The sequence below is a fragment of the Flavobacterium agri genome, assembly GCF_013401995.1.
Classification (GTDB): Bacteria; Bacteroidota; Bacteroidia; order Flavobacteriales; family Flavobacteriaceae; genus Flavobacterium; species Flavobacterium agri.
On sequence record NZ_JACBJI010000010.1, the window covers coordinates 1 to 21,054 of the forward strand.

24 protein-coding genes are annotated in these 21,054 nt (G+C 47.4%); 17 read left to right on the forward strand and 7 right to left on the reverse strand.

The annotated features are described in order from the left end of the window. Positions 1–160 precede the first annotated feature (160 nt). Positions 161–727, reverse strand: coding sequence for a 2'-5' RNA ligase family protein (locus tag HZF10_RS17090; protein ID WP_176007458.1), 567 nt, complete (start codon positions 725–727; stop codon positions 161–163). A gap of 137 nt (positions 728–864) precedes the next feature. Here HZF10_RS17090 and HZF10_RS17095 point away from each other — a divergent pair, with 137 nt between their 5' ends. From HZF10_RS17095 to HZF10_RS17130, 8 genes are all read left to right on the forward strand, one after another. Continuing rightward, on the forward strand, positions 865–1,428 hold the full coding sequence (locus HZF10_RS17095; protein ID WP_176007459.1) for an RNA polymerase sigma factor: 564 nt from the start codon (positions 865–867) through the stop codon (positions 1,426–1,428). Then, complete coding sequence (locus HZF10_RS17100; protein ID WP_176007460.1) at positions 1,412–2,083, forward strand: hypothetical protein; 672 nt, start codon at positions 1,412–1,414, stop codon at positions 2,081–2,083. Before HZF10_RS17095 ends, HZF10_RS17100 begins: the two co-directional genes overlap by 17 nt. A 23-nt stretch (positions 2,084–2,106) precedes the next feature. Beyond that, complete coding sequence (locus HZF10_RS17105) at positions 2,107–3,228, forward strand: hypothetical protein (RefSeq protein WP_176007461.1); 1,122 nt, start codon at positions 2,107–2,109, stop codon at positions 3,226–3,228. Between the two features lie 304 nt (positions 3,229–3,532). After that, positions 3,533–5,488, forward strand: a complete 1,956-nt coding sequence (gene thrS, locus HZF10_RS17110; protein WP_176007462.1) for a threonine--tRNA ligase — start codon at positions 3,533–3,535, stop codon at positions 5,486–5,488. A gap of 36 nt (positions 5,489–5,524) precedes the next feature. After that, on the forward strand, positions 5,525–6,082 hold the full coding sequence (gene infC / locus HZF10_RS17115; RefSeq protein WP_176007509.1) for a translation initiation factor IF-3: 558 nt from the start codon (positions 5,525–5,527) through the stop codon (positions 6,080–6,082). A 325-nt stretch (positions 6,083–6,407) separates the two neighbouring features. Then, the gene (rpmI, locus tag HZF10_RS17120) at positions 6,408–6,605 is read left to right on the forward strand and encodes a 50S ribosomal protein L35 (RefSeq protein WP_176007463.1); all 198 of its coding nucleotides are present in this window, start codon (positions 6,408–6,410) and stop codon (positions 6,603–6,605) included. Between the two features lie 119 nt (positions 6,606–6,724). After that, the gene (gene rplT, locus HZF10_RS17125) at positions 6,725–7,069 is read left to right on the forward strand and encodes a 50S ribosomal protein L20 (RefSeq protein ID WP_176007464.1); all 345 of its coding nucleotides are present in this window, start codon (positions 6,725–6,727) and stop codon (positions 7,067–7,069) included. A gap of 75 nt (positions 7,070–7,144) precedes the next feature. Beyond that, a complete protein-coding gene (locus tag HZF10_RS17130; RefSeq protein ID WP_176007465.1) occupies positions 7,145–7,720 on the forward strand; it encodes a 5'-methylthioadenosine/S-adenosylhomocysteine nucleosidase family protein in 576 nt (191 codons plus the stop codon). On the opposite strand, the gene HZF10_RS17135 is transcribed toward HZF10_RS17130, so the two are convergent. Continuing rightward, the gene (locus HZF10_RS17135) at positions 7,717–8,088 is read right to left on the reverse strand and encodes a winged helix-turn-helix transcriptional regulator (RefSeq protein ID WP_176007466.1); all 372 of its coding nucleotides are present in this window, start codon (positions 8,086–8,088) and stop codon (positions 7,717–7,719) included. The two genes, HZF10_RS17130 and HZF10_RS17135, sit on opposite strands and share 4 nt — an antisense overlap. Before the next feature lie 127 nt (positions 8,089–8,215). Here HZF10_RS17135 and HZF10_RS17140 point away from each other — a divergent pair, with 127 nt between their 5' ends. Next, the gene (locus HZF10_RS17140; RefSeq protein ID WP_176007467.1) at positions 8,216–9,154 is read left to right on the forward strand and encodes an NADP-dependent oxidoreductase; all 939 of its coding nucleotides are present in this window, start codon (positions 8,216–8,218) and stop codon (positions 9,152–9,154) included. 43 nt (positions 9,155–9,197) lie between these two features. After that, positions 9,198–9,767, forward strand: coding sequence for a Crp/Fnr family transcriptional regulator (locus tag HZF10_RS17145; RefSeq protein ID WP_176007468.1), 570 nt, complete (start codon positions 9,198–9,200; stop codon positions 9,765–9,767). Positions 9,768–9,804: 37 nt separating this feature from the next. On the opposite strand, the gene HZF10_RS17150 is transcribed toward HZF10_RS17145, so the two are convergent. From HZF10_RS17150 to HZF10_RS17160, 3 genes are all read right to left on the reverse strand, one after another. Further along, the gene (locus HZF10_RS17150) at positions 9,805–10,218 is read right to left on the reverse strand and encodes an arsenate reductase ArsC (RefSeq protein ID WP_176007469.1); all 414 of its coding nucleotides are present in this window, start codon (positions 10,216–10,218) and stop codon (positions 9,805–9,807) included. A 126-nt stretch (positions 10,219–10,344) separates the two neighbouring features. Continuing rightward, a complete protein-coding gene (locus tag HZF10_RS17155; RefSeq protein ID WP_176007470.1) occupies positions 10,345–10,803 on the reverse strand; it encodes a DUF6428 family protein in 459 nt (152 codons plus the stop codon). A 1-nt stretch (position 10,804) separates the two neighbouring features. Beyond that, the gene (locus HZF10_RS17160) at positions 10,805–11,137 is read right to left on the reverse strand and encodes an ArsR/SmtB family transcription factor (protein ID WP_176007471.1); all 333 of its coding nucleotides are present in this window, start codon (positions 11,135–11,137) and stop codon (positions 10,805–10,807) included. Between the two features lie 142 nt (positions 11,138–11,279). On the opposite strand from HZF10_RS17160, the gene HZF10_RS17165 reads away from it, so the two are divergent. From HZF10_RS17165 to HZF10_RS17190, 6 genes are all read left to right on the forward strand, one after another. After that, a complete protein-coding gene (locus HZF10_RS17165) occupies positions 11,280–11,717 on the forward strand; it encodes a carboxymuconolactone decarboxylase family protein (RefSeq protein WP_176007472.1) in 438 nt (145 codons plus the stop codon). Between the two features lie 65 nt (positions 11,718–11,782). Further along, complete coding sequence (locus tag HZF10_RS17170) at positions 11,783–12,175, forward strand: helix-turn-helix domain-containing protein (RefSeq protein ID WP_176007473.1); 393 nt, start codon at positions 11,783–11,785, stop codon at positions 12,173–12,175. A gap of 283 nt (positions 12,176–12,458) precedes the next feature. Further along, positions 12,459–13,220 carry an SDR family NAD(P)-dependent oxidoreductase gene (locus HZF10_RS17175; protein WP_217703402.1) on the forward strand — a complete coding sequence of 254 codons (762 nt, stop codon included), beginning with the start codon at positions 12,459–12,461 and terminating at the stop codon, positions 13,218–13,220. Positions 13,221–13,334: 114 nt separating this feature from the next. After that, positions 13,335–14,237, forward strand: a complete 903-nt coding sequence (locus HZF10_RS17180) for a helix-turn-helix domain-containing protein (protein WP_176007474.1) — start codon at positions 13,335–13,337, stop codon at positions 14,235–14,237. A gap of 79 nt (positions 14,238–14,316) precedes the next feature. Next, a complete protein-coding gene (locus HZF10_RS17185) occupies positions 14,317–15,156 on the forward strand; it encodes an SDR family oxidoreductase (RefSeq protein WP_176007475.1) in 840 nt (279 codons plus the stop codon). A 152-nt stretch (positions 15,157–15,308) separates the two neighbouring features. Continuing rightward, entirely contained in the window at positions 15,309–16,139 is an 831-nt protein-coding gene (locus HZF10_RS17190) for an SDR family NAD(P)-dependent oxidoreductase (RefSeq protein WP_176007476.1), read from the forward strand. A gap of 98 nt (positions 16,140–16,237) precedes the next feature. On the opposite strand, the gene HZF10_RS17195 is transcribed toward HZF10_RS17190, so the two are convergent. Both HZF10_RS17195 and HZF10_RS17200 read right to left on the reverse strand, forming a co-directional pair. Continuing rightward, positions 16,238–17,080, reverse strand: coding sequence for an isoaspartyl peptidase/L-asparaginase (locus HZF10_RS17195; RefSeq protein ID WP_176007477.1), 843 nt, complete (start codon positions 17,078–17,080; stop codon positions 16,238–16,240). A gap of 83 nt (positions 17,081–17,163) precedes the next feature. Then, positions 17,164–18,060, reverse strand: a complete 897-nt coding sequence (locus HZF10_RS17200) for a cyanophycinase (protein ID WP_176007478.1) — start codon at positions 18,058–18,060, stop codon at positions 17,164–17,166. Between the two features lie 319 nt (positions 18,061–18,379). On the opposite strand from HZF10_RS17200, the gene cphA reads away from it, so the two are divergent. After that, on the forward strand, positions 18,380–21,004 hold the full coding sequence (gene cphA / locus HZF10_RS17205; RefSeq protein WP_176007479.1) for a cyanophycin synthetase: 2,625 nt from the start codon (positions 18,380–18,382) through the stop codon (positions 21,002–21,004). Positions 21,005–21,054: the final 50 nt, after the last annotated feature.

Sequence of the window (21,054 nt, forward strand, 5' to 3'; positions counted from 1 at the left end):
TCGCTGATTGCGGGTGCAAAAGTAGCCACTTTTTCCGCTCCCGCAAGTTTTTGAGGCAAGTTTTTTTGAGGTTTTTTTGAAAATATTCATAACCATTAGATAACGAAACGTTTACGATTTGAAAATTTTCAAAAGATTTTCAAGGCTATCACACCAGATGTCACAATTCCAAGCTTAGCTGCTCCTCGCCTTCTGTGCGGAAGCCCGAAAAAACAAAGTCAGCGACCACGTCATACTGCATTCTGGAATGGTTAAACCTGCGTAAACTGATACGGTCGCAATCGAAAACCAGATCGGGAACGCCAGAAAACAGCTCTTTGGCCGTTTCCAATTCACCCGAAGACAACTGGCGCGCGATGCTCATATGCGGGTCTTCGGATTTCTTGGACGCGAAAGCAGCATGCATCTTATGAAAAACCCCCATGATGTACCTTATATATATAGTAGCGTCTTTATCGGGCGAAAGAAAAAAAGCACCATTGGGATAATTGCCGTATCCGTCGAAGCGGATTTCCTTCGAACCGACCTGTCCGCAAAACAATTGTACGGCCTTAATACGGCTTTCAAGTTCCCGGGCGTCGCATCGAAAAACATTAAAGGTCACATGCGCATCGGAATTGACGCTGCCGAATCTTTTCCCGAGCGCATTCCTGAGTTGCTGTTTCATATCTTTTACCTGTCCTATTATATAAGGAGGCGGACAGATGGCGAATGAGTATTGTTCCATCGGATAAAGATAATCAGAATGCAGATGACGGAAAGCAATGTAATGGCCACCGACATATCCGAAAAAAAATAAAAATTTCAAATACGAGGCAACTTCTACATTTGCATTTCCGTCTATGCAATAGAAACACGACAAAGTTGAAGATAATCACGCTACACGAATCGGAAGAAACGCTGATCAAGAAGGCGCTCAAACGCGACCCGAAAGCCGAGGAAAAGCTGTTCAAGAAACACGCGCCCCGTATGCTTAGCGTATGCCGCAATTACATTTCCGACTTGCATTATGCCGAAGACGTGATGATCACGGGCTTCACCAAAGTATTCGACAACTTGCACCGTTTTCGGTTCGAAGGAAGTTTTGAAGGTTGGATCAGGCGCATCATGGTCCGCGAAGCCATCGATTTCCTGAGAAGCCGCAAACAGATGCAGTTCGCCGAAGTGGAAGAAGCGGCTTTCGTAAGCATCGACGCGAATCCTGACGATTTCGATACGGATGCGCTCCAACTGCTCATAGATGCCTTGCCCGACGGTTATCGCACGGTTTTGGTCATGTATGCGGTTGAAGGCTACAGCCACAAAGACATAGCCGATATGCTCGGAATTTCGGAAAGCACGTCCAAATCGCAACTTTTCAAGGCGCGCAAAGTATTGCAACAACAATTGGAAAACCAAAAAAACACGGCACATGGAAAAGGATTTTGAAAAAGAACTGAGCCACAAATTGAACCAAAGGACGATCGAACCTTCAAGCAATGCTTGGGAACGCGTGAACCTACAAAGAGGAAAAACCAAAAAAAGACCTACCTATATAAGGTATTGGATAGCGGCATTATTCGTTTTGGGATTAGGTATTTTGTGGATGCAAATCGGAAATCAGGAAACCGAAATACCGACTGAGATCGTAAAATCCGAAAACAATCCATCGAAACCTGCGCAAACAAAAGCGGGAATCGAACTTCCCGAACCTTCCGCCAAAGAGCAAATCGCGACCATAACGCCGCGAAAGACCGAGATCGCCGAACCTGCCAATACGCAAACCGCAAAACCCGAACTTCCGAAACAACAAACACTGACTCTGGCTTCGGCCGATGTAAGACGTCATGGAATCGAAGACAAGATCACATCCACTGTCGTGCTCATGATCGATTCGGGTAAAAAAGTCGACGCCGACGACGTAGACCTTCTCATAGAAAAAGCGCGCAAGGAAATCGCCGCGGGCAACGGCCTTTCCAAACGCACCGACGCGACGGCACTTTTAAAAGACAGCGAATCTGAAATCGACGAAAATTTCCGCACCGGCGTATTAGAAAACCTGTTCAAACACAAGAAAATCAAAGTGGCCCTAAGCAGCCATTGATCAAACCCACTAAAACAATCATCATGAAAAAAATCATTTTCGCCTTGCTGGCGACCGGACTTTGCATGTCTGTCGCAAACGCCCAGAACAACACCGAGAACACGATCTCGAAGGACAAAGACTCGACCGCGCTCCAATTCGAGAAAAGGAACAAGGATTATGCGCTCAAGGATCTGGAAGCCGAAAAGGAACGCATCGAAAAGCACGAAAAATTCAAGCTCAAGCAAGCGCTCAACCGTATCAACGAAAAGCTCGAGAAAAAGGAAATCACGGCTGAAGAAGCCCAAAAACTCAAAGAAGACGCCGCAAAAGAAGCCGCGCTCAACATCGACAACAAGCTTGCGATCGTCGAAAACCAAAAGCAATTGCTCGAAAGAGGCAGCCGATGGACGTTCGACTACGACGGCGGAAAAACCCTAGAACTCGGTCTCGGCAATTCATACGACGACAACGGCAGCACGCTTTTCGGGATCGGATATGAAAACCGAAGCAAAAAAGTGCAATTCGACAAGCGTACTTATACGGACGTTGTCGTGGCCGGCGGGATTTCTAACGCACTTTCGGGCGAAAGGTCGCTAAAGGAATCGCCGTATAAAATCTGGAAAAGCGGATTTGCCGAACTCGGATTCACGTTCCGCACGCGATTGCTCAAGGATTCCAATTTTTGGCGTTTGGCTTACGGAGCGTCACTTCAAGTGCATGCGTTCACGCTTTCTGGCAACAGATACGTAACCGTCGACGGCGACCAAACGAATTTCGAAACCTTTCCAGAACATCTGAAGTATCAAAAACTCCGTATCACCAACCTCGTTTTTCCGGCTTATCTCGAATTCGGGAACTCCAAAAAACTTGAATATTACGACCGCGTGCGTTATTCGACGGTCAACGACTGGAAATTCGGCATCGGAGGTTACGCTGGAATGAACCTGTGGCAAAACCAGACGTTGCGCTACCGCGAAGACGGACGCAAGATCGAAGACGTTCAAAGACGTTCGTTCAACGCGAGCAATTTCGTGTATGGAGTCGGCGCATATGTAGGATTCGGTCCGACGGCGATTTACGTAAAATACGACCTGAACCCTTTATTCAAGCACGGACCTCAGAAAGAAAACGTGATATCGGTCGCACTTCGCATCGATCTTTGATTTGGGCGTTACCCAAAAACAAAAAGCAGCTTTCAACGGGCTGCTTTTTTGTTTTCGGGTCAGGCTGTCGGCACTCGCTTTTTGGTTCCTCGACTGCGCTCGGAACCAAAAGAGCTCAAACAAAGCCGCCATCCTTAACGCACTACAGTGGAATTATCGCCAAAAAGACAAATTACCAACCACATCCTCATCTCTCATCTCACATTTCACTATTCACATTTCACCATTCACCAACACTCTCACCTCTTCCACACCTTTCACGTTACCACCAAATCACCTATATTTGCAAACCTAATTTCAAATCATGATCAAGATAACATTGCCCGACGGCTCGGTAAAAGAGTTTGAAAATGGCGCAACTCCTATGGATGTCGCCAAAAGCATAAGCGAAGGTTTGGCCAGAAACGTAATTTCTGCGTCTTTCAACGGCACGACCGTAGAAACCGAAACGCCACTCACGACCGACGGTTCTTTGGTTCTTTATACATGGAACGACAAGGACGGTAAAAAAGCGTTCTGGCATTCCACATCGCACGTTTTGGCTCAGGCGCTCCAGGAATTGTATCCGGGCGTGAAGCTGACGATCGGTCCGGCGATCGAGAACGGCTTCTATTACGACGTCGATTTCGGCGACAACAAAATTACCGATGCCGATTTCAAGGCCATCGAAGACAAGATGCTCGACATCGCACGCGGTAAATACGAATTCAGGATGCGTTCCTCGTCGAAAGCCGATGCGCTTGCTTTTTACCAGAAAGAAAACAATCCATATAAGGTAGAATTGATCGAAAACCTCGAAGACGGTACGATCACGTTCTGCGACCATTCTACGTTCACCGATCTTTGCCGAGGCGGACACATCCCGAATACTGGTATCATCAAGGCCGTGAAAATCATGTCGATTGCGGGTGCCTATTGGAGAGGAGACGAGAAGAACAAGCAGCTGACACGTGTTTACGGCATCTCGTTCCCAAAACAGAAAGACCTGACCGATTACCTCGAACTTCTCGAAGAAGCCAAACGACGCGACCACAGAAAACTCGGAAAGGAACTCGAATTGTTCGCGTTCTCCCAGAAAGTAGGTCAAGGTCTGCCCTTGTGGCTACCGAAAGGTGCCGCATTGCGCGACCGTTTGGAGCAATTTCTTAGAAAAGCCCAGAAAAAAGCGGGTTACGAGCAAGTCGTGACGCCACACATAGGACAAAAAGATTTATACGTGACTTCCGGTCACTATGCGAAATACGGCGCGGATTCTTTCCAGCCGATCCACACGCCGGCCGAAGGTGAAGAGTTCCTTTTGAAGCCGATGAACTGTCCGCACCACTGCGAGATTTACGCCGTGAAGCCTTGGTCGTACAAGGATTTGCCGAAGCGTTATGCAGAATTCGGAACGGTTTACAGATACGAACAATCGGGCGAATTGCACGGATTGACACGCGTTCGCGGATTCACTCAGGACGATGCCCACATTTTCTGTACGCCAGATCAGTTGGACGCCGAGTTCAAGAACGTGATCGACTTGGTGTTGTATGTTTTCGGATCGCTCGGATTCGAGAATTTCACGGCCCAGGTTTCGGTTCGCGACCTGGACAATCCCGATAAATACATCGGTTCGGTCGAAAATTGGGAAAAAGCCGAGCAAGCGATCATCAACGCGGCTCGCGACAAAGGTTTGAACTACGTGATCGAATCGGGCGAGGCGGCGTTTTACGGTCCGAAACTCGACTTCATGGTCAAAGATGCTTTGGGTCGCCAATGGCAACTCGGAACAATTCAGGTAGATTATAACTTGCCGGAGCGTTTCGAATTGACGTATAAAGGTTCGGACAACGAATTGCACCGTCCGGTCATGATCCACCGCGCGCCTTTCGGATCGATGGAACGCTTCATTGCGATCCTTCTCGAACACACGGCAGGAAACTTCCCACTTTGGTTGATGCCCGAGCAGGCTATCATCCTGTCTTTGAGTGAGAAGTATGAAAATTATGCGAAAAAAGTTTTGGATTTGCTCGAAAATCACGAAATTCGCGCCCTAATTGACAATCGCAACGAGACGATCGGGAAGAAAATCCGTGAAGCCGAGACCAAAAAATTCCCTTTCATGCTCATTGTCGGGGAAGAAGAGGAAAAGAACGGCACGATTTCGGTGAGACGCCACGGCCAGGAAGGCAAAGGCAATGTCACCGTGACAATCGAGGAATTCGCCAAGATGGTCAATGATGAAATCAGCACAACACTAAAGACTTTCGGGTCTAACTGACACTAAATCAAAGTATAAATTTAATTTTTTAAAGCCATAGCATTAAGAAGCAACAACAGGGGTCCGGCCCGTGTAGAAAAAAAGGATGCGCACCGCATCAACCAACATATTCGTGGGGTTCACGAAGTACGTCTCATCCGTGAAGGTGCAGAGCCGATAGTCGTCAAATTGACCGACGCTTTGCGCATGGCTGATGAGCAGGAACTGGATCTGGTAGAGATTTCTCCGAACGCAGTCCCGCCTGTCTGTAAAATCATGGACTACAAAAAGTTCGTGTACGAGCAGAAGAAACGCGACAAAGCCTTGAAAGCGAAGTCTACGCAAGTGACGATCAAGGAAATCCGTTTCGGGCCGCAGACAGACGATCACGATTACGAGTTCAAGCGCAAGAACGCCGAGAAATTCCTAAAAGAAGGCTCGAAAGTAAAAGCTTTCGTATTCTTTAAAGGACGTTCGATCATCTATAAGGACCAAGGGCAAATCCTGCTTTTGAAACTTGCAACCGACCTTGAAGAATGGGGCAAAGTAGAAGCGATGCCGGTTCTCGAAGGAAAGCGTATGATCATGTTCATCGCGCCGAAGAAGAAGAAATAAGTCGCAGCAGGCAGTAGCAGAAAGCAGTAGCTGACTGAAACGAAAACTTGCCGCAACCACTAAAGCCTAGCCCGGATGGCAGCGGTTAGCCTTTTGCAGAAAACGACCAGATTTTTCGCTTTTGCGGAAGCGACCAGCGGAAGCTCTTCGCAAATGCTGAAAAAGCGGCGGTTTTCAAGAAAGCTAAAAGCGAACAGCCGGATTAGCTCCTGAAAAGAATAGCCGTAAAGAAAACGGATTTGTCTTTTCATCGGACGTAAAGCTTACAGCATAATGCTTAAAGCTTACAGCAAAAAAGTAAGTCAAACCACAATAATTAGGAATCATGCCTAAAATGAAAACCAAATCCAGCGCCAAGAAACGCTTCAAAGTGACAGGTTCTGGAAAAATCAAAAGGAAACACGCTTTCAAAAGCCACATCCTTACCAAGAAGTCTAAAAAGCGTAAGCTCGCGTTGACTCATTCAGCTCTTGTTCACAAGACTGACGAAAAAAGCGTTAAGCAACAATTGCGTCTTATCTAAGACCAAAATGTTGTCGTCAATCGATAGTCGGTTGATCGGTTAATCATTTATAACCCTGTAACGGGCTTTAAGTTCCTTCGATTCAATTCAGGACGCCTGCTGCAAAAAACAAGAAAAGTATGCCAAGATCAGTAAACTCCGTAGCTAAAAGAGCTCGCAGAAAAAAAGTATTGAAGCAAGCCAAAGGTTTCTTTGGTCGTCGTAAAAACGTTTGGACAGTAGCCAAAAACGCTGTCGAGAAAGCAATGCAGTACGCATACCGCGACCGCAAAGCGAAAAAGAGAAATTTCCGTTCATTGTGGATCATGCGTATCAACGCCGGTGCACGTTTGGAAGGAATGTCTTACTCTCAGTTCATCGGATTGGTGAAGAAAAACAACATCGAGTTGAACCGTAAAGTTCTTGCCGATCTTGCGATGAATCACCCTGAGGCTTTCAAAGCCATCGTGAACAAAGTAAAATAAACGTTTTTTATAAACTAGGAATGACTTACTCAAATCCCGCTCACAAGGCGGGATTTTTATTTATAGAATCCACACATGCTCAAAAAACTCCTTTCCCAAAATCCCCTTTTCGTTTTCGCACTCGAAATAGAAGCCGCATCGGCATTCGAAGACAGTAACAATGCCTTCGTCGGCGTCGGAAAAGTCCTTTCCACATACAATTTGATGAAGCGCCTCGAAATTGAAAAACCAAGTATTATCGTAAACCTCGGTTCGGCCGGAAGTACAGAATTTGCCAGAGGAAGCGTGATCAACTGCACTAAATTCATCCAACGCGACATGGACGTTCAGGCGTTGGGTTATAAAAAATTCGAAACGCCTTTTTCGGGAGAAGATCCGGTTTTGGAATATGGAATTTCCGTCGAAAACCTACCTCAAGGCATTTGCGGCACAGGCGATTTTTTCGAGACTTCGCACGTCAACACAGAATACAACGTGATCGATATGGAAGCCTATCCGCTCGCGCTGATTGCCAAAAAAGAAAACATCCCGTTCCTGTGCCTCAAATATATTTCGGACGGAGCAGACGGCGCAGCAGCCGAAGATTGGCTCGTTTCCGTTCACCACGCGGCATTGGCATTGCGAAACGAAATCGACAACCTGAAAGCTTAAATTTTGGCGACGGTCGCTTTTTGGGCCGCGACACCTCTTCCCCATTCCGCGATGACTTCGAGCATCGGGACTAAAGTCTTTCCGAAATCGGTCAGTTCATATTCGACTTTGAGCGGCGGTTTTGAAGTGTAGACCGTGCGTTTTATCAAGCCGTCTTCTTCGAGCTGTTTTAATTGCAGACTTAGCGTGCGTTCCGTAACGACGGGCATGAATTTGCGCAACTCGTTATAACGCAACGCTCCGTTTCTCAGATGAAACAGGATTACGGTTTTGTATTTGCCTCCGATAAATTCCATCGTGATGCTCGTACTGCACGGAAACTGCTTTCCGTCGAGGATATACTGTTCGTTTTTACAATCGATCGTCATTTTTTTTGAACCTATCCTTTTTGATAGTTATTGCAAAGATAAAAAACTATAAATATTTTTGTTACTATAATTTTTATAGTTTAAAATTTGGAGTCGGAAAAAACCGAATCCGCAAAAACACAAAACCATGAGCAGAGCTTATCTTTTATTTGAACCCGGACCGATATCGAATCTCAAACTTACCGAAGTCGACAAACCGCAACCTTTAGCGAACGAAATCCTTATTGCGACCAAAGCCATTTCCATAAACCCTGTCGATGCGAAATCTCGAGCCGGTAAAGGGATTTTTGGCAGATTCAAAGACGAATTGCCATTGATTTTAGGTTGGGACGTTTCCGGAATCGTAGAATCGGTCGGTGCCGACGTCACCCAATTCAAACCCGGGGACGAAGTTTTCGGCATGGTCAACTTTCCGGGTCTCGGAAAAGCATATGCCGATCATGTCGTCGCACCAGCCGACCAGATCGCGTTGAAACCCAAAAACATTTCGTTCGAGAAAGCGGCAGCCGCAACGCTTGCTCCGTTGACCGCTTTACAAATCCTAGAACCAAACGTAAAGCCCGGAGATAAAGTAATCATTCAGGCTGCTGCGGGCGGTGTCGGACATTTTGCAGTACAGATCGCCAAAATACTTGGCAACGAAGTAACCGCGATCACATCTACCAAAAACATCGACTTCGTCAAATCGCTTGGCGCCGACCATGTCATCGATTATCATCAAACACCTTATGAAGACGCACGCGGATTCGATTTCGCATTGGACACGCTTTCGGGTGAAAACCTCAAAAAACTTTCGGATACCGTAAGCGATGGCGGGATAATCTACACACTTCCATCGGGCGCGAATAACGAAGACCTTTCCGAAAACCTTAAGAAACGCAATGTAACGCTTGGTTTCCACATGGTACACAGCGACGGGGAAGGCATGGAACAAATCGCCGATTGGCTCGATTCTAATCAATTGAAAGTCGAGATTTCTCAGGTATATGACTTCGAAGATCTACCAAAAGCCCACGAAAGTGTCGAATCCGGTCGCACGAGAGGAAAAATCGTAGTCCGTCTATAAACGTTAGCACATAAACGTTCAAAACGATAAACTATATTTGTGTATGCAAAACCTGCTCGCACATATAGACAAATTCGTAAGCCTTGACGACAGCGAAAAACAATTGCTGTTGTCGGGGCTTTCTGTCGTACAAGCCAAAAAAAAAGAACATCTTTTGCATGCCGGACAACCGGGTGATAAACTCTTTTTTGTACTCAAAGGCTGCTTGCGGTTGTATCTCGTCAATGAAAAAGGGAATGAGCAAACCCATCAATTCGTAATCGAAAACTGGTGGATGGGCGATTATCTGGCCTACCACAACGATACCCCAAGCGAATTCTCTGTCCAGGCCGTAGAAAACAGTGAGATTGTAGTAGTCCAGAAATCACAGTTGGAACCGATTCTTGTCCAAATCCCGAAACTCGAGCGGTATTTCAGATTGTGCTACCAAAAAGCCGTCGGAGCCGCACAAAGGCGTATCCAATACCTGTTCTCGATGTCGGCCGAGGAGCGCTATCACAACATGAGCAGCCAATTTCCCGATTTCGTGCAGCGCGTCCCGCAATACATGCTGGCTTCGTATTTGGATTTTTCGGCGGAACTTTTGAGTAAGATCCGTGCGGGCAAGGTTTAAAGATGACCGTCGATTGACCTTATTTCGAATCGGGCATTTACAAATTAGCCGAAACGAAATCGCGCGAGAACGCTTTGATCATATCGCGAACACTCACGAATCCCGACCAAATTTCCGCATCGGAACCTTGTATTTTCGCAGGATCGGAAAAGTTCTGATGGAATTTCTGCGCATGAGACGGGAAGAACGGACAACTCTCTTTCGCATTGTCGCAAACCGTAATCACGAAATCGAAGTCGATGTCGCGATATTCATCGATGTGATTCGACGTATGCGATGAAATGTCGATTCCATCGTCTTCCATAACCGCGATGGCTTTCGGGTTCACGCCATGCGTTTCCACTCCTGCGCTGTAAACCTGTGCCTTACCGTTCGCGAAATGACGCAGGTAACCTTCGGCAATCTGGCTTCGGCAACTGTTGCCCGTGCACAATACCAATATCTTTTTCATGTTCAGAATAATAACCAAATGAGGTTGATGATGCAGAATTTCGCGTCCCAACCGAAAATCAGCTGCAATACGATCACCGACGACGTAATAACGATCGATCGACGGTGTTTGATCCAAAATTGACGTTTAGCAGCAGTTTCCATCGGGCGCGCAACACACGTTTTTATCGGAAAGGCGAACTTTTTTCTTTTCGGGCGAACCGCAATTGTCTTTGGCCAGGCAAGCGGTGCGTTTTGCGAGTAACAGGAATCGCGAACCGTCGAATCCGAGATCGTATTTTCCTATCGTGTCCGATTGGTATTCCACCTCAACTTCAAGATCACCCATTTCGAGGATTCGTTCAGAAAGCGCAATGATGTGCTGCAGCTTTTGCGGCTTGAGCCTGTGCTCGTAATCGTTCGCGTCCCAAAGCTGGAAATTTGCGACTTTATCCTGCCTTACTGTTCCGCCGCAATCGATGAATTTCTTATCGAGTATCCCAATTTCGGTCACGTGGAAGTGTTCGGGAACGAAAGAGCCGTCCTCGAGCATGAAATCGACCCTTTCCAGATGGTCGAGACTTTTTTTGACTTCAGATAGTTTCATATCAGCAACAATTGTTTTTACGTTTTTCAAGATGTTCCGAAATCCCGCCGAAATAATGACGCAAGATTTCAAGTGCTTTTTCGTCTATGCAATAACAGATCGCCGTGCCTTCGACGCTGCCTTTTATAAGGCCCGCGCTTTTGAGTTCCTTTAGATGTTGGGAAACTGTCGGTTGAGCGAGCGGCAATTCGTTCACGATATCGCCGCAGATGCACGAATCGGTTTTCATAAGGAATTCCATGATTGCGATGCGCGCCGGATGTCCTAGCGCTTTGAGCATAATCGCCATTTGGTTCTGTTTCTCGGTAAAATTTTCAGACTTGGTCGCTCCCATCGCATTATTTATTTATTGCAATATTACGATAAATATGATTTCGAAGTAATTTTTTTTAATAAAAATCCTTTCTTGAAGTACTTCAAGTTTTTTACGAACGAACCGTCGGAAATTTGTCGTATAAATTTTAAAGCAAATCAAAATGAGCACTAGAGTCAACATTTCGAAAACCGCCCCGGACGCTTACAAAGCTTTTGTCGGTGTAGAAAATTACATCGCTTCGACCGCTTTGACAACTACACACAAAGAACTGATCAAGATCCGCGCTTCGCAAATCAACGGATGCGCATTCTGTATCAACATGCACACGGCCGACGCACGCAAATACGGAGAAACCGAGCAACGCATCTACATGCTTAACGCGTGGAGAGAAGCCGATATTTACACCGAAGAGGAAAAAGCGATTTTGGCCTTGACCGAACAAATCACGCTGATCAGCAACCACCATGGCCTTGAAGAAGCATATGCACGCATGAAGGAACTTTTCGACGACAAATACATAGCCGACGTCATCGTCATGATCTCTGCAATCAACAACTGGAACCGTATTGCCATTTCGAGCGGATGGCGCGTCGCCTAACTTTTCATTGGATTATCCGAAGAGAGGCTGCCTGTGGGTGGCCTTTCTTTTTTGTATATTTAAGCATGAAAACCACAACGGCGCCCATCCCGAAAAAAGTCCTGTCGCGCAAAGACGAGATCACGGCCGACTTCATGAAATTGTACCACGACCATCTCGACGTATTGTTCGCAGGTAAATCGACGCACCGCATGACCACGAGCATGTATGCCGAAAAGTTGTTCATCCATCCGAGACATCTCACCAACACGTTAAAACTCACTACCGGCAAGTCACCTTGCGAGTTCATGGAAACCGCGATTGCCGACGAAGTGTGCCGTCTTTTGCTGCAAACCGACCTTTCCGTTTCAGAAATCAGCACATTAATGGCCTGGGACGAACCTACGAACTTCGTAAAATTCTTCAAGGGCATGACCGGCGAGACACCGTTGCAGTTCCGCAAGAAGCGTTTGATGTGATTTTATTGAAGCTTATTCCTGCTGCCCGCTGCTAGTCCTCGGTCTTAAGGCTATTTTTTAAGTCGCGGCCACGGCTTCCTGCGGTCGCCGCGCCGCGCCAAAAAAATCACACCTTAATACCTGTGGGCTATCCGCTTGCATCAGGGCTAGGTGTATCTTTCCGATCCAAGCTCCTAATCCTTAAGAAGTTTCCAGAATCCGATTCGATCAAATTCTGAAGTCTACACCATTTTTCGCACGCACATCGCCTGTAATTTTGTCTTGTAATTCTAAACAATTTATCATGTCAAAATCAAAAATAGCCGTTGTAACCGGCGGCAGTCGCGGACTCGGTAAAAACATGGCGATCGCACTTGCCAAAAAAGGCCTTGACGTCATCCTTACCTACAATTCCAAATCGGACGAAGCGAACGAAGTGGTTTCCGAAATCAAAAAGCTCGGGCAAAACGCCGCCACTTTACAACTCAACGTGGCCGATAGCAGCTCTTTCGACGGCTTCTTTTCACAAATCGGCACGATCCTCAAAGAAACATTCTCGACAGACAAATTCGATTTCATCGTCAACAATGCCGGAACCGGAATGTATGTGCCATTCGCCGAAACCACCGAAGAACAGTTCGAAAGCATGTTCAACGTACATTTGAAAGCGACGTTCTTTCTTTCGCAAAAAGCGCTTAAGCTCATGAACGACGGCGGTGGTATCGTGAACATCTCATCTGGTTTGGCGCGATTCAGCTTACCGGGTTCGTCGGCATACGCCACGATGAAAGGCGGTATAGAAGTATTGACGCGCTATCAGGCCAAAGAACTCGGCAGCCGCGGCATCCGTGCCAATGTGGTCGCTCCGGGCGCCATTGAAACCGACTTCGGCGGCGGACGCGTGCGCGACAACAAAGAACTCAACGATCACGTGGCTTCGATGACGGCTTTGGGACGCGTCGGTTTGCCGGATGATATCGGAGGCGTGGTCGCATTTTTGTGTTCCGAAGATGCAAGATGGGTCAACGCACAACGTATCGAAGTTTCGGGCGGAACATTGATTTGATCCGATCCATCAACAAAGGAAAATTACGGGAATCAAACAACCCTGTGATTTTCCTTTTCTTTTTATCTAACAGAATCAAATCGTTACTCTGTTTGAAATTCATAACTTTGCAAAATGAAACCAACAGAGACGCTCGAAGATTTTTATCGGCAAAAATTCAACGGCCTTCCCGAGGATTACCAGAAAGGCATTGGCCATTTCAACGTATTCCGGACCGAGGATTGCTACCATAACGGGCAAGTCACGATTCACTACAATCGTCGCGATTTCTATAAAGTCGCCCTGGTCCGCGGAAACAACCGTTACCATTATGCCGACAGAAGCATCGATATCGACGGCTCGACGCTGATGTTTTTCAACCCGCTCGTTCCCTACACTTTCGAACCTTTGGGCGAGCGAAAAGACGGCATCTTCTGCATTTTCACCGAATCGTTCTTCAAGGAAAAAATCCGTGGAAGCTTGTCGGATTGGCCCATGTTTTCAGCAAGCGGCAAACCGGCTTACCTGCTCTCGGAAGAGGAAGACAAAGAAGTCGAGGCTATTTTCGTCAAGATGATTTCCGAAATGAATTCCGATTACGCTTACAAATTCGACTTGGTCAGGAATTATGTTTTCGAACTTTCCCATTTTGCCATGAAACGTCAACCAACGGAAAACATTTACAAACATCCGGACGCCAATTCACGGATCACATCGGTTTTCATGGAACTTCTGGAACGCCAATTCCCGATTGACAATCCTTCGCAACGGTTTACGATGCGTTCGGCCAACGATTACGCAAACCAATTGTCGGTACACGTGAACCATTTGAACCGAGCGATCAAGACCACGACGGGCAAAACAACGACAACTTTAATTTCGGAACGTCTTGCAAACGAAGCCAAAGCCTTGCTGAGACACACAAACTGGAACATTTCCGAAATCGGTTACAGTTTAGGCTTCGAGGAAGCGTCGCATTTCAACAACTTTTTTAAGAAACAGACCTCGGTTGCACCTTCAAATTTCAGAAATGTTTGAATTTCGCAATTTTTGGTTTGAAACACGCTAGATTGAACCTCGATTGCTGATGTAATTTTGCTTCATAATCTCACACATTATGAAGACAGAACATCAATCAAAAGTTTGGTTCATCACCGGTGGATCAAAAGGCCTCGGTTTATCCCTGATCGTCAAGTTGCTCGATTACGGATATAAAGTGGCCGCCACCTCAAGGAACGCCTCCGAATTGCAGAAAGCCGTCGGACGTACCGAAAATTTCCTGCCGCTTACGGTAGATCTTGCCGACGAACAAAGCGTTCAAGCGGCCATTGCCTCGACAATCGGGATGTACGGACGCATTGACGTGATCATGAACAACGCCGGCTACGGGATTGGCGGAAGTATCGAGGAACTCACCAATGCCGAAATCCAACAGGCGTTCGACATCAACATTTTCGGGACGATCAACGTGATACGCGCCGTGATGCCGCAATTGCGCAAACAGCAGTCGGGCCACATCATCAATATCTCGTCGATTGCCGGATTCGACGGCGGTACCGGATGGGCGGCCTATTCCGCAGCAAAAGCCGCCGTGATCGGACTGACCGAAGTGCTTGCATTGGACGTGAAGGAATTCGGTATCAAAGCCACTGTCGTGATGCCGGGAGGTTTCCGTACGCAATTCCTCAAACCCGAATCGCTTGTGCTTTCCGAAAACAAAATCCCGGAATATACCGCGGTACATTCGTATCACGAACGTTTGATTGCGATCGACGGCAAACAAACGGGCGATCCCGACAAAGCCGCCGAAGTATTCATCGACCTGGCCGAAAACCCGAATCCGCCGGTGCGGCTTTTCCTTGGCAGCGATGCCGTGAAACGCGCTTGGGAAAAGACCGAAGCGATACAGGAAAACATCAAGAATTGGAAAATCACATCGAAATCGAGTGACGCTTGAGTTGATTTTCGATACGTTCATTCTATAAACCTCAAAGGTTTTGAAAACCTTTGAGGTTTCAAAAATAAAACGGAAAATGCCATTACAGAAAATCCGCAAAACCTTAGAATCCGTCCTGCGACGGAAACATCAATCCATTAAATAATCACATCATGAAAAAAGTATGGTTTATCACCGGAGCCTCAAAAGGCTTCGGACTGGAACTCGTACGCCAGCTTCTGGCCAAAAACGAGAACGTTGCCGCCACGAGCCGCAACAAAAAAGAACTCGCCGAACTTGTGGGCGAACACAATAATTTCCTGCCATTACAAGTGACGCTCAACGACGAATCGGACGTGAAGAAAGCGATCGATGCGACTATAGAAAAATTCGGAAGCCTGGACGTCATCATAAACAACGCTGGTTACGGCTTGTTCGGCTCTATAGAGGAATTGTCCGATGCCGAGGCGCGACAGAACTTCGAAGTCAACGTATTCGGTTCGCTCAACGTAATCCGACAAGGATTGCCGCAGATGAGAAAACAACGTTCGGGACACATTTTCAACATTTCGTCCATTGGTGGCTATTTGGGCGATTTTCCGGGATTCGGAATCTATTGCGCGACCAAATTCGCCGTAGTCGGTTTCACGGAATCCTTGGCTATGGAAGTTCGAGATTTCAACATCAAGGCCACAGCCGTCATGCCCGGATATTTCCGCACGAGCTTCCTGACGTCGGGCTCAATTGCGACGCCAACCAACGAAATCGCCGACTACCAATCGACACGCGACAGCCAGGATTTCCACCTGAACCAAATGAACATGAACCAGAACGGCGATCCTGTGAAAGGTGCCAAAGCGATCATCGACACGGTTTATGCCGAAAACGCGCCAGTACATTTGTTCTTGGGTAGCGACGCCTACAAACTCGCGAAAGACAAGGCGAAATCGGTTATCGATGAATTGGAAAGCTGGAAAGGCGTAACCGTTTCCACGGACTTCTAACCCGAATCGAAGAATTTATTTAGCCACGAATTACACGAATGTCACTAATTTTTATTGGTGAAATTCGTGTAATCGTGGCTTTTTTCTTGGTCGATATTCTATTCAAAAACCTCAATGTTTTCCCCGTCAAACGAAGCGAAAACCATTTTCGGATGCGAATGCTGATGACACATATTGCCGTGTTTGTCGATGGCTATCGCACCCGCAAAACCATCGAAAGGCTTGAGTTCATCGAACGTTTTGGCAAAAGCGTCCTTAAGCGAAAAACCGTCGGTGACACGCGTCGCGATTTTGACGGCGACCCCTCCCGAAACGATGTCCTCGCCCACTCCGGTCAAACTAACGCCGCAAATGTCGTTGGCGTAATTGCCGGCCACGGTAGCCGAATCTGAAATACGGCCCGGAATTTCATAACCTTTTCCGCCAGTTGATGTAGCGGCAGCCAGTTTTCCGTCGGCGTCCAAAGCCACACAACCTACCGTTCCCGTTCCGGTCGCTTCGAGTTTGGCTTCGTATTCTTTTCGTCTTTGCGGAATCTCGGTAGAGAATCTTTCAAATCCGTGTTGACGAGCAAAGTTCGTCGCGCCTTCTCCACCGAGCACGCGATCATCCACTTTCATGAGTTCGAGCGCGACCTGCACCGGGTTTTTGGTCTCTTCGATATTGATCACGCCGCTGAATTTTTTGGATTCCCCATCCATGATCGACGCGCTCATACGGATTTTTCCGTCCGATTGGATTTGCGAACCGATTCCTGCGTTGAACAATTCATCGTCTTCAAGCAAAGACACCGCATACACCACGGTTTCGAGCGCAGAATTGCTTTTCAGAAATTCAAATGATTGTCTCGCAATGCGCTTCAATGCTTCCTGTTTGGCGATTTTGGTTTCCTGGCTCGTAGAAGATTCAGAGAAAAATCCGCCGTGGATGATGATTTTCATGTCTCGGTTTGCTTAAAAAAAATGAGTCCGACGAAAATACGCCAGACTCATCTATAATTCATAATTCATAATTCATAATTTTTTCAATCCGTCGGAATGCCCAAATCTTCAGCATATTGAGAAGATTTGATCTGCATCTTATGTGTTTTGAGATTGAAAGTGTCGTATTTGCTCATCACGTGCGTCACGAGATGGTTGATCGAAATCGGTTGGCCGAGTTCGACTTGCGTCAGATTCGTGTCCTTGACTTCGCGTCCGTCCACGAGAATGACGAGCCCCGATCCGATGGCTTCCATTTCGGTGCCGTTCGTGATCAATAAACCCGTGTCTTCACCGAGTCCGATACCAAGTACTTTCGGATTTCCGACGACCGCTTGGAACAAACGTCCAATGCGTCCGCGCTGCACGAAATGCGTATCGATGATCACGCCGTCGATAAGCCCTAAACCGCTTGTGATCTTGACTTCGCCTTTGAGCAAAGCTTCGGAACTACTTCCTTGGTAGATCATCGAATTCGAAGCCGCGGCTGCTCCTGCCGAAGTTCCTGCGTAAATAAAATCCTCGTTGTGGTATTTCTCGAGCATCAGATCGTGCATGGCCGTTCCGCCAAGAATCGAGGTCAGGCGCAATTGGTCGCCTCCGGTGAACATGACGACGTCGGCGGCTTTGATGCGTTCCAATACGTTGGCGTCCGAAGCCTGTTCGCGCTTGTCGAGATACAGCACGTCTACGTTGTTCGCACCGAGATAACTCAACGCTTTTACGTATTCCGGACCGATGATTTTTGGTATTTTCGAAGCGGTTGTGATAATCTCTATCCGCGATTTTTCCTTATGTCTCGCTTCGTTTATGATGCGCTTGAGGATGCCCGTCTCGAAAAAATTGATATTCTTTGAGGCATTGACGTCTATGTCGTTCTCGGTAAAACTGCCCTTGTCTACAGCACCGCCTATAATGATGAGTTTTCCTTTGATTTCCATTCTATTCCGATAAACTTGGAGGCCGTAAAAATAGGAATAAATGCCAAAACGCCCCGATTTAAAAACGGCAAAAGTGGGCTTTTTGTTTTTAAGCAGCTGATTTAAAAACGGTTGAAACAACGGATTTCATGAAGATTTTACGTATAATTTAAACCTCATACCCGAAATGTGCGTAAATCCTTTCTTTAACACAGAAATAATTTTGTTCCGTTATCGAAATCCGTTATTTTAGGCAATGCTTTCAGCGATTTAACGAAAACGCTGTGTTTTTTACTCGAATCCAAAACATCCTTCGACAGAATATTAATCAACCAAACCAATGAAAATCTTAAAGATACAAGCTTTGCGCGGCCCGAACATCTGGAGCGTGCAACGCAAGAAACTGATTCAGATGCGCCTCGATCTCGAGGACATGGAAGAAAAACCCACCAATAAAATCCCCGGTTTCCGTGAAAGAATCGAGAAATTGCTGCCAACTTTATACGAACACCGTTGTTCCGAAGGCGTCCCTGGCGGATTTTTCTCGCGTATCGACCGAGGTACTTGGATGGGCCATGTGATCGAACACATCGCACTCGAAATACAGACGCTCGCCGGCATGGAAACCGGTTTCGGACGTACGCGCGAGACCAAAACACCCGGAACATATAACGTCGTCTTTAGTTATACCGAAGAAAACGTCGGATTGTTCGCGGCCGAAAGTGCCGTAAGGATTGCCGAAGCGTTGATCGAAGGTATCGAGTACGATCTTGAGGCCGACATTCAAAAAATGCGCGAAATACGCGAACGCGACCGACTCGGGCCGTCGACGGGAAGTATCGTCGAAGAAGCCGTGGCGCGCGACATTCCATGGATTCGATTAGGAACGAACTCTCTCGTACAATTAGGCTACGGTGTGAACCAGATGCGGTTTCAGGCGACGATCACTTGCAAAACCTCGAATATCGCCGTCGACATCGCCTGCAACAAAGAAGAAACCAAGCGCATGCTCGACATGAACTCGGTTCCCGTCCCGAAAGGCAGTATTTGTGTCGATGAAGAAGATTTGAAAGAGTGTCTCGACAAGATCGGATTTCCGGTCGTGATCAAACCGCTTGACGGAAACCACGGAAAAGGCGCTTCGATCAACGTAAAAACCTGGGAAGATGCGGTTTCGGGGCTTGAATTCGCCAAAAAATACAGCAGACGCGTCATCGTCGAAAAATACATCACCGGATTCGATTTCCGTGTGCTCGTCATCGACAATAAACTCGTGGCCGCTGCCAAACGTGTTCCGGCGCACGTGGTCGGAAACGGAGCGGATTCAATCCAAACCTTGATCGACGAAACCAACAAAGATCCGAGACGCGGTTACGGACACGAAAACGTGCTCACCGAAATTTCGGTCGACCGCGACACCGAAGATTTGCTTGAAAAACTCGGATATACGTTGGAAACCGTTCCTAAAAACGGCGAAATCGTGTATTTGAAATCGACCGCCAACCTTTCTACAGGCGGCACTTCGGTCGACGTTACCGACATGATGCATCCCGAAAATATCTTTTTGGCCGAACGCATTTCCAGAATCATCGGACTCGACGTTTGCGGCATCGACATCATGGCCGAAAACCTCACGCAACCGCTCAAGGAAAACGGAGGTTGCATCCTCGAAGTCAACGCCGCGCCTGGTTTCCGCATGCACCTCGCTCCTAGTGAAGGTTTGCCTAGGAATGTTGCCGCGCCTGTGATCGACATGTTGTATCCTCCCGGAAAGCCGAGTCGCATCCCAATCATCGCCGTGACCGGAACGAACGGAAAAACCACGACTACCCGACTTTTGGCGCACATCGTCAAGAACAACGGCTTCCGCGTAGGTTTTACGACTTCGGACGGGATTTACGTGCAAAACCACATGATGGAAAAAGGCGATACGACAGGTCCGCTTTCGGCAGAATATATTTTGAAAGACCCGACTGTGGAATTCGCGGTTCTCGAAACGGCCCGAGGCGGAATTTTGCGCTCCGGGCTTGGCTTCAGCCGATGCGACATCGGGATCGTGACCAATATTCAGGAAGACCATTTGGGCTTGTCGGACATCCATACGCTCGACGATTTGGCGCGCGTGAAGTCGACCGTCGTGAAAAGCGTCAAAAAAGACGGATGGGCGATTTTGAACGCCGAGGACGAACACTGCATGAACATCGCCAAGGAACTGCAATGCAACATCGCGTATTTTGCGATGGACGAGGAACATCCGACCGTTAAACGCCTTTGCAAAGAAGGAAAAATCGTCGCGGTTTACGAGAACGGTTTCATTACCGTTAAGCGAGGCGAATGGAAAATCCGCGTAGAAAGAGCAACCCATGTGCCATTGACGCTTGGCGGAAAAGCCAAGTTCATGATCGCGAACGCGCTTGCCGCAACTCTTGCCGCTTACCTTTACGGATTCAAGACCGACGACATCAGTCTTTCGCTTCAGACGTTCATACCAAGCGTGGCGCAGACTCCGGGCCGTATGAACATTTTCGAGTTCAAGCGTTTCAAGGTTTTGGTCGATTTTGCGCACAATCCGGCCGGATATTTAGGTGTGGAAGATTACCTTCAAAGCGTTGACGCGACCAAAAAAATCGGAATTATAGCCGGAGTCGGTGACAGACGTGACGAAGACATCAAGGAATGCGGGAAAATCGCGGGCCGTATGTTCGACCACATCATCATCCGTCAGGAAAAACACCTGCGCGGACGAACCGAAGAAGAAATCATCAACCTGATCCTCGACGGCATTTCTGAAGCCGGAAAAACCGTCACGCATGAAATCATCACCAAAGAAACCGATGCGATCAAGCACGCGATCAATTCGGCCGAGGAAGGTACGTATATCACGGCTTTGAGTGATGTGGTGACCAATGCGATCGAAATCGTCCAGGAATATCTCGACAAGGAAAACGAGGAAGGAAGCCTCTGATTCCGTCTTAAGTTTTAGCCACGAATGGCGCGAATGACACCAATTCATCA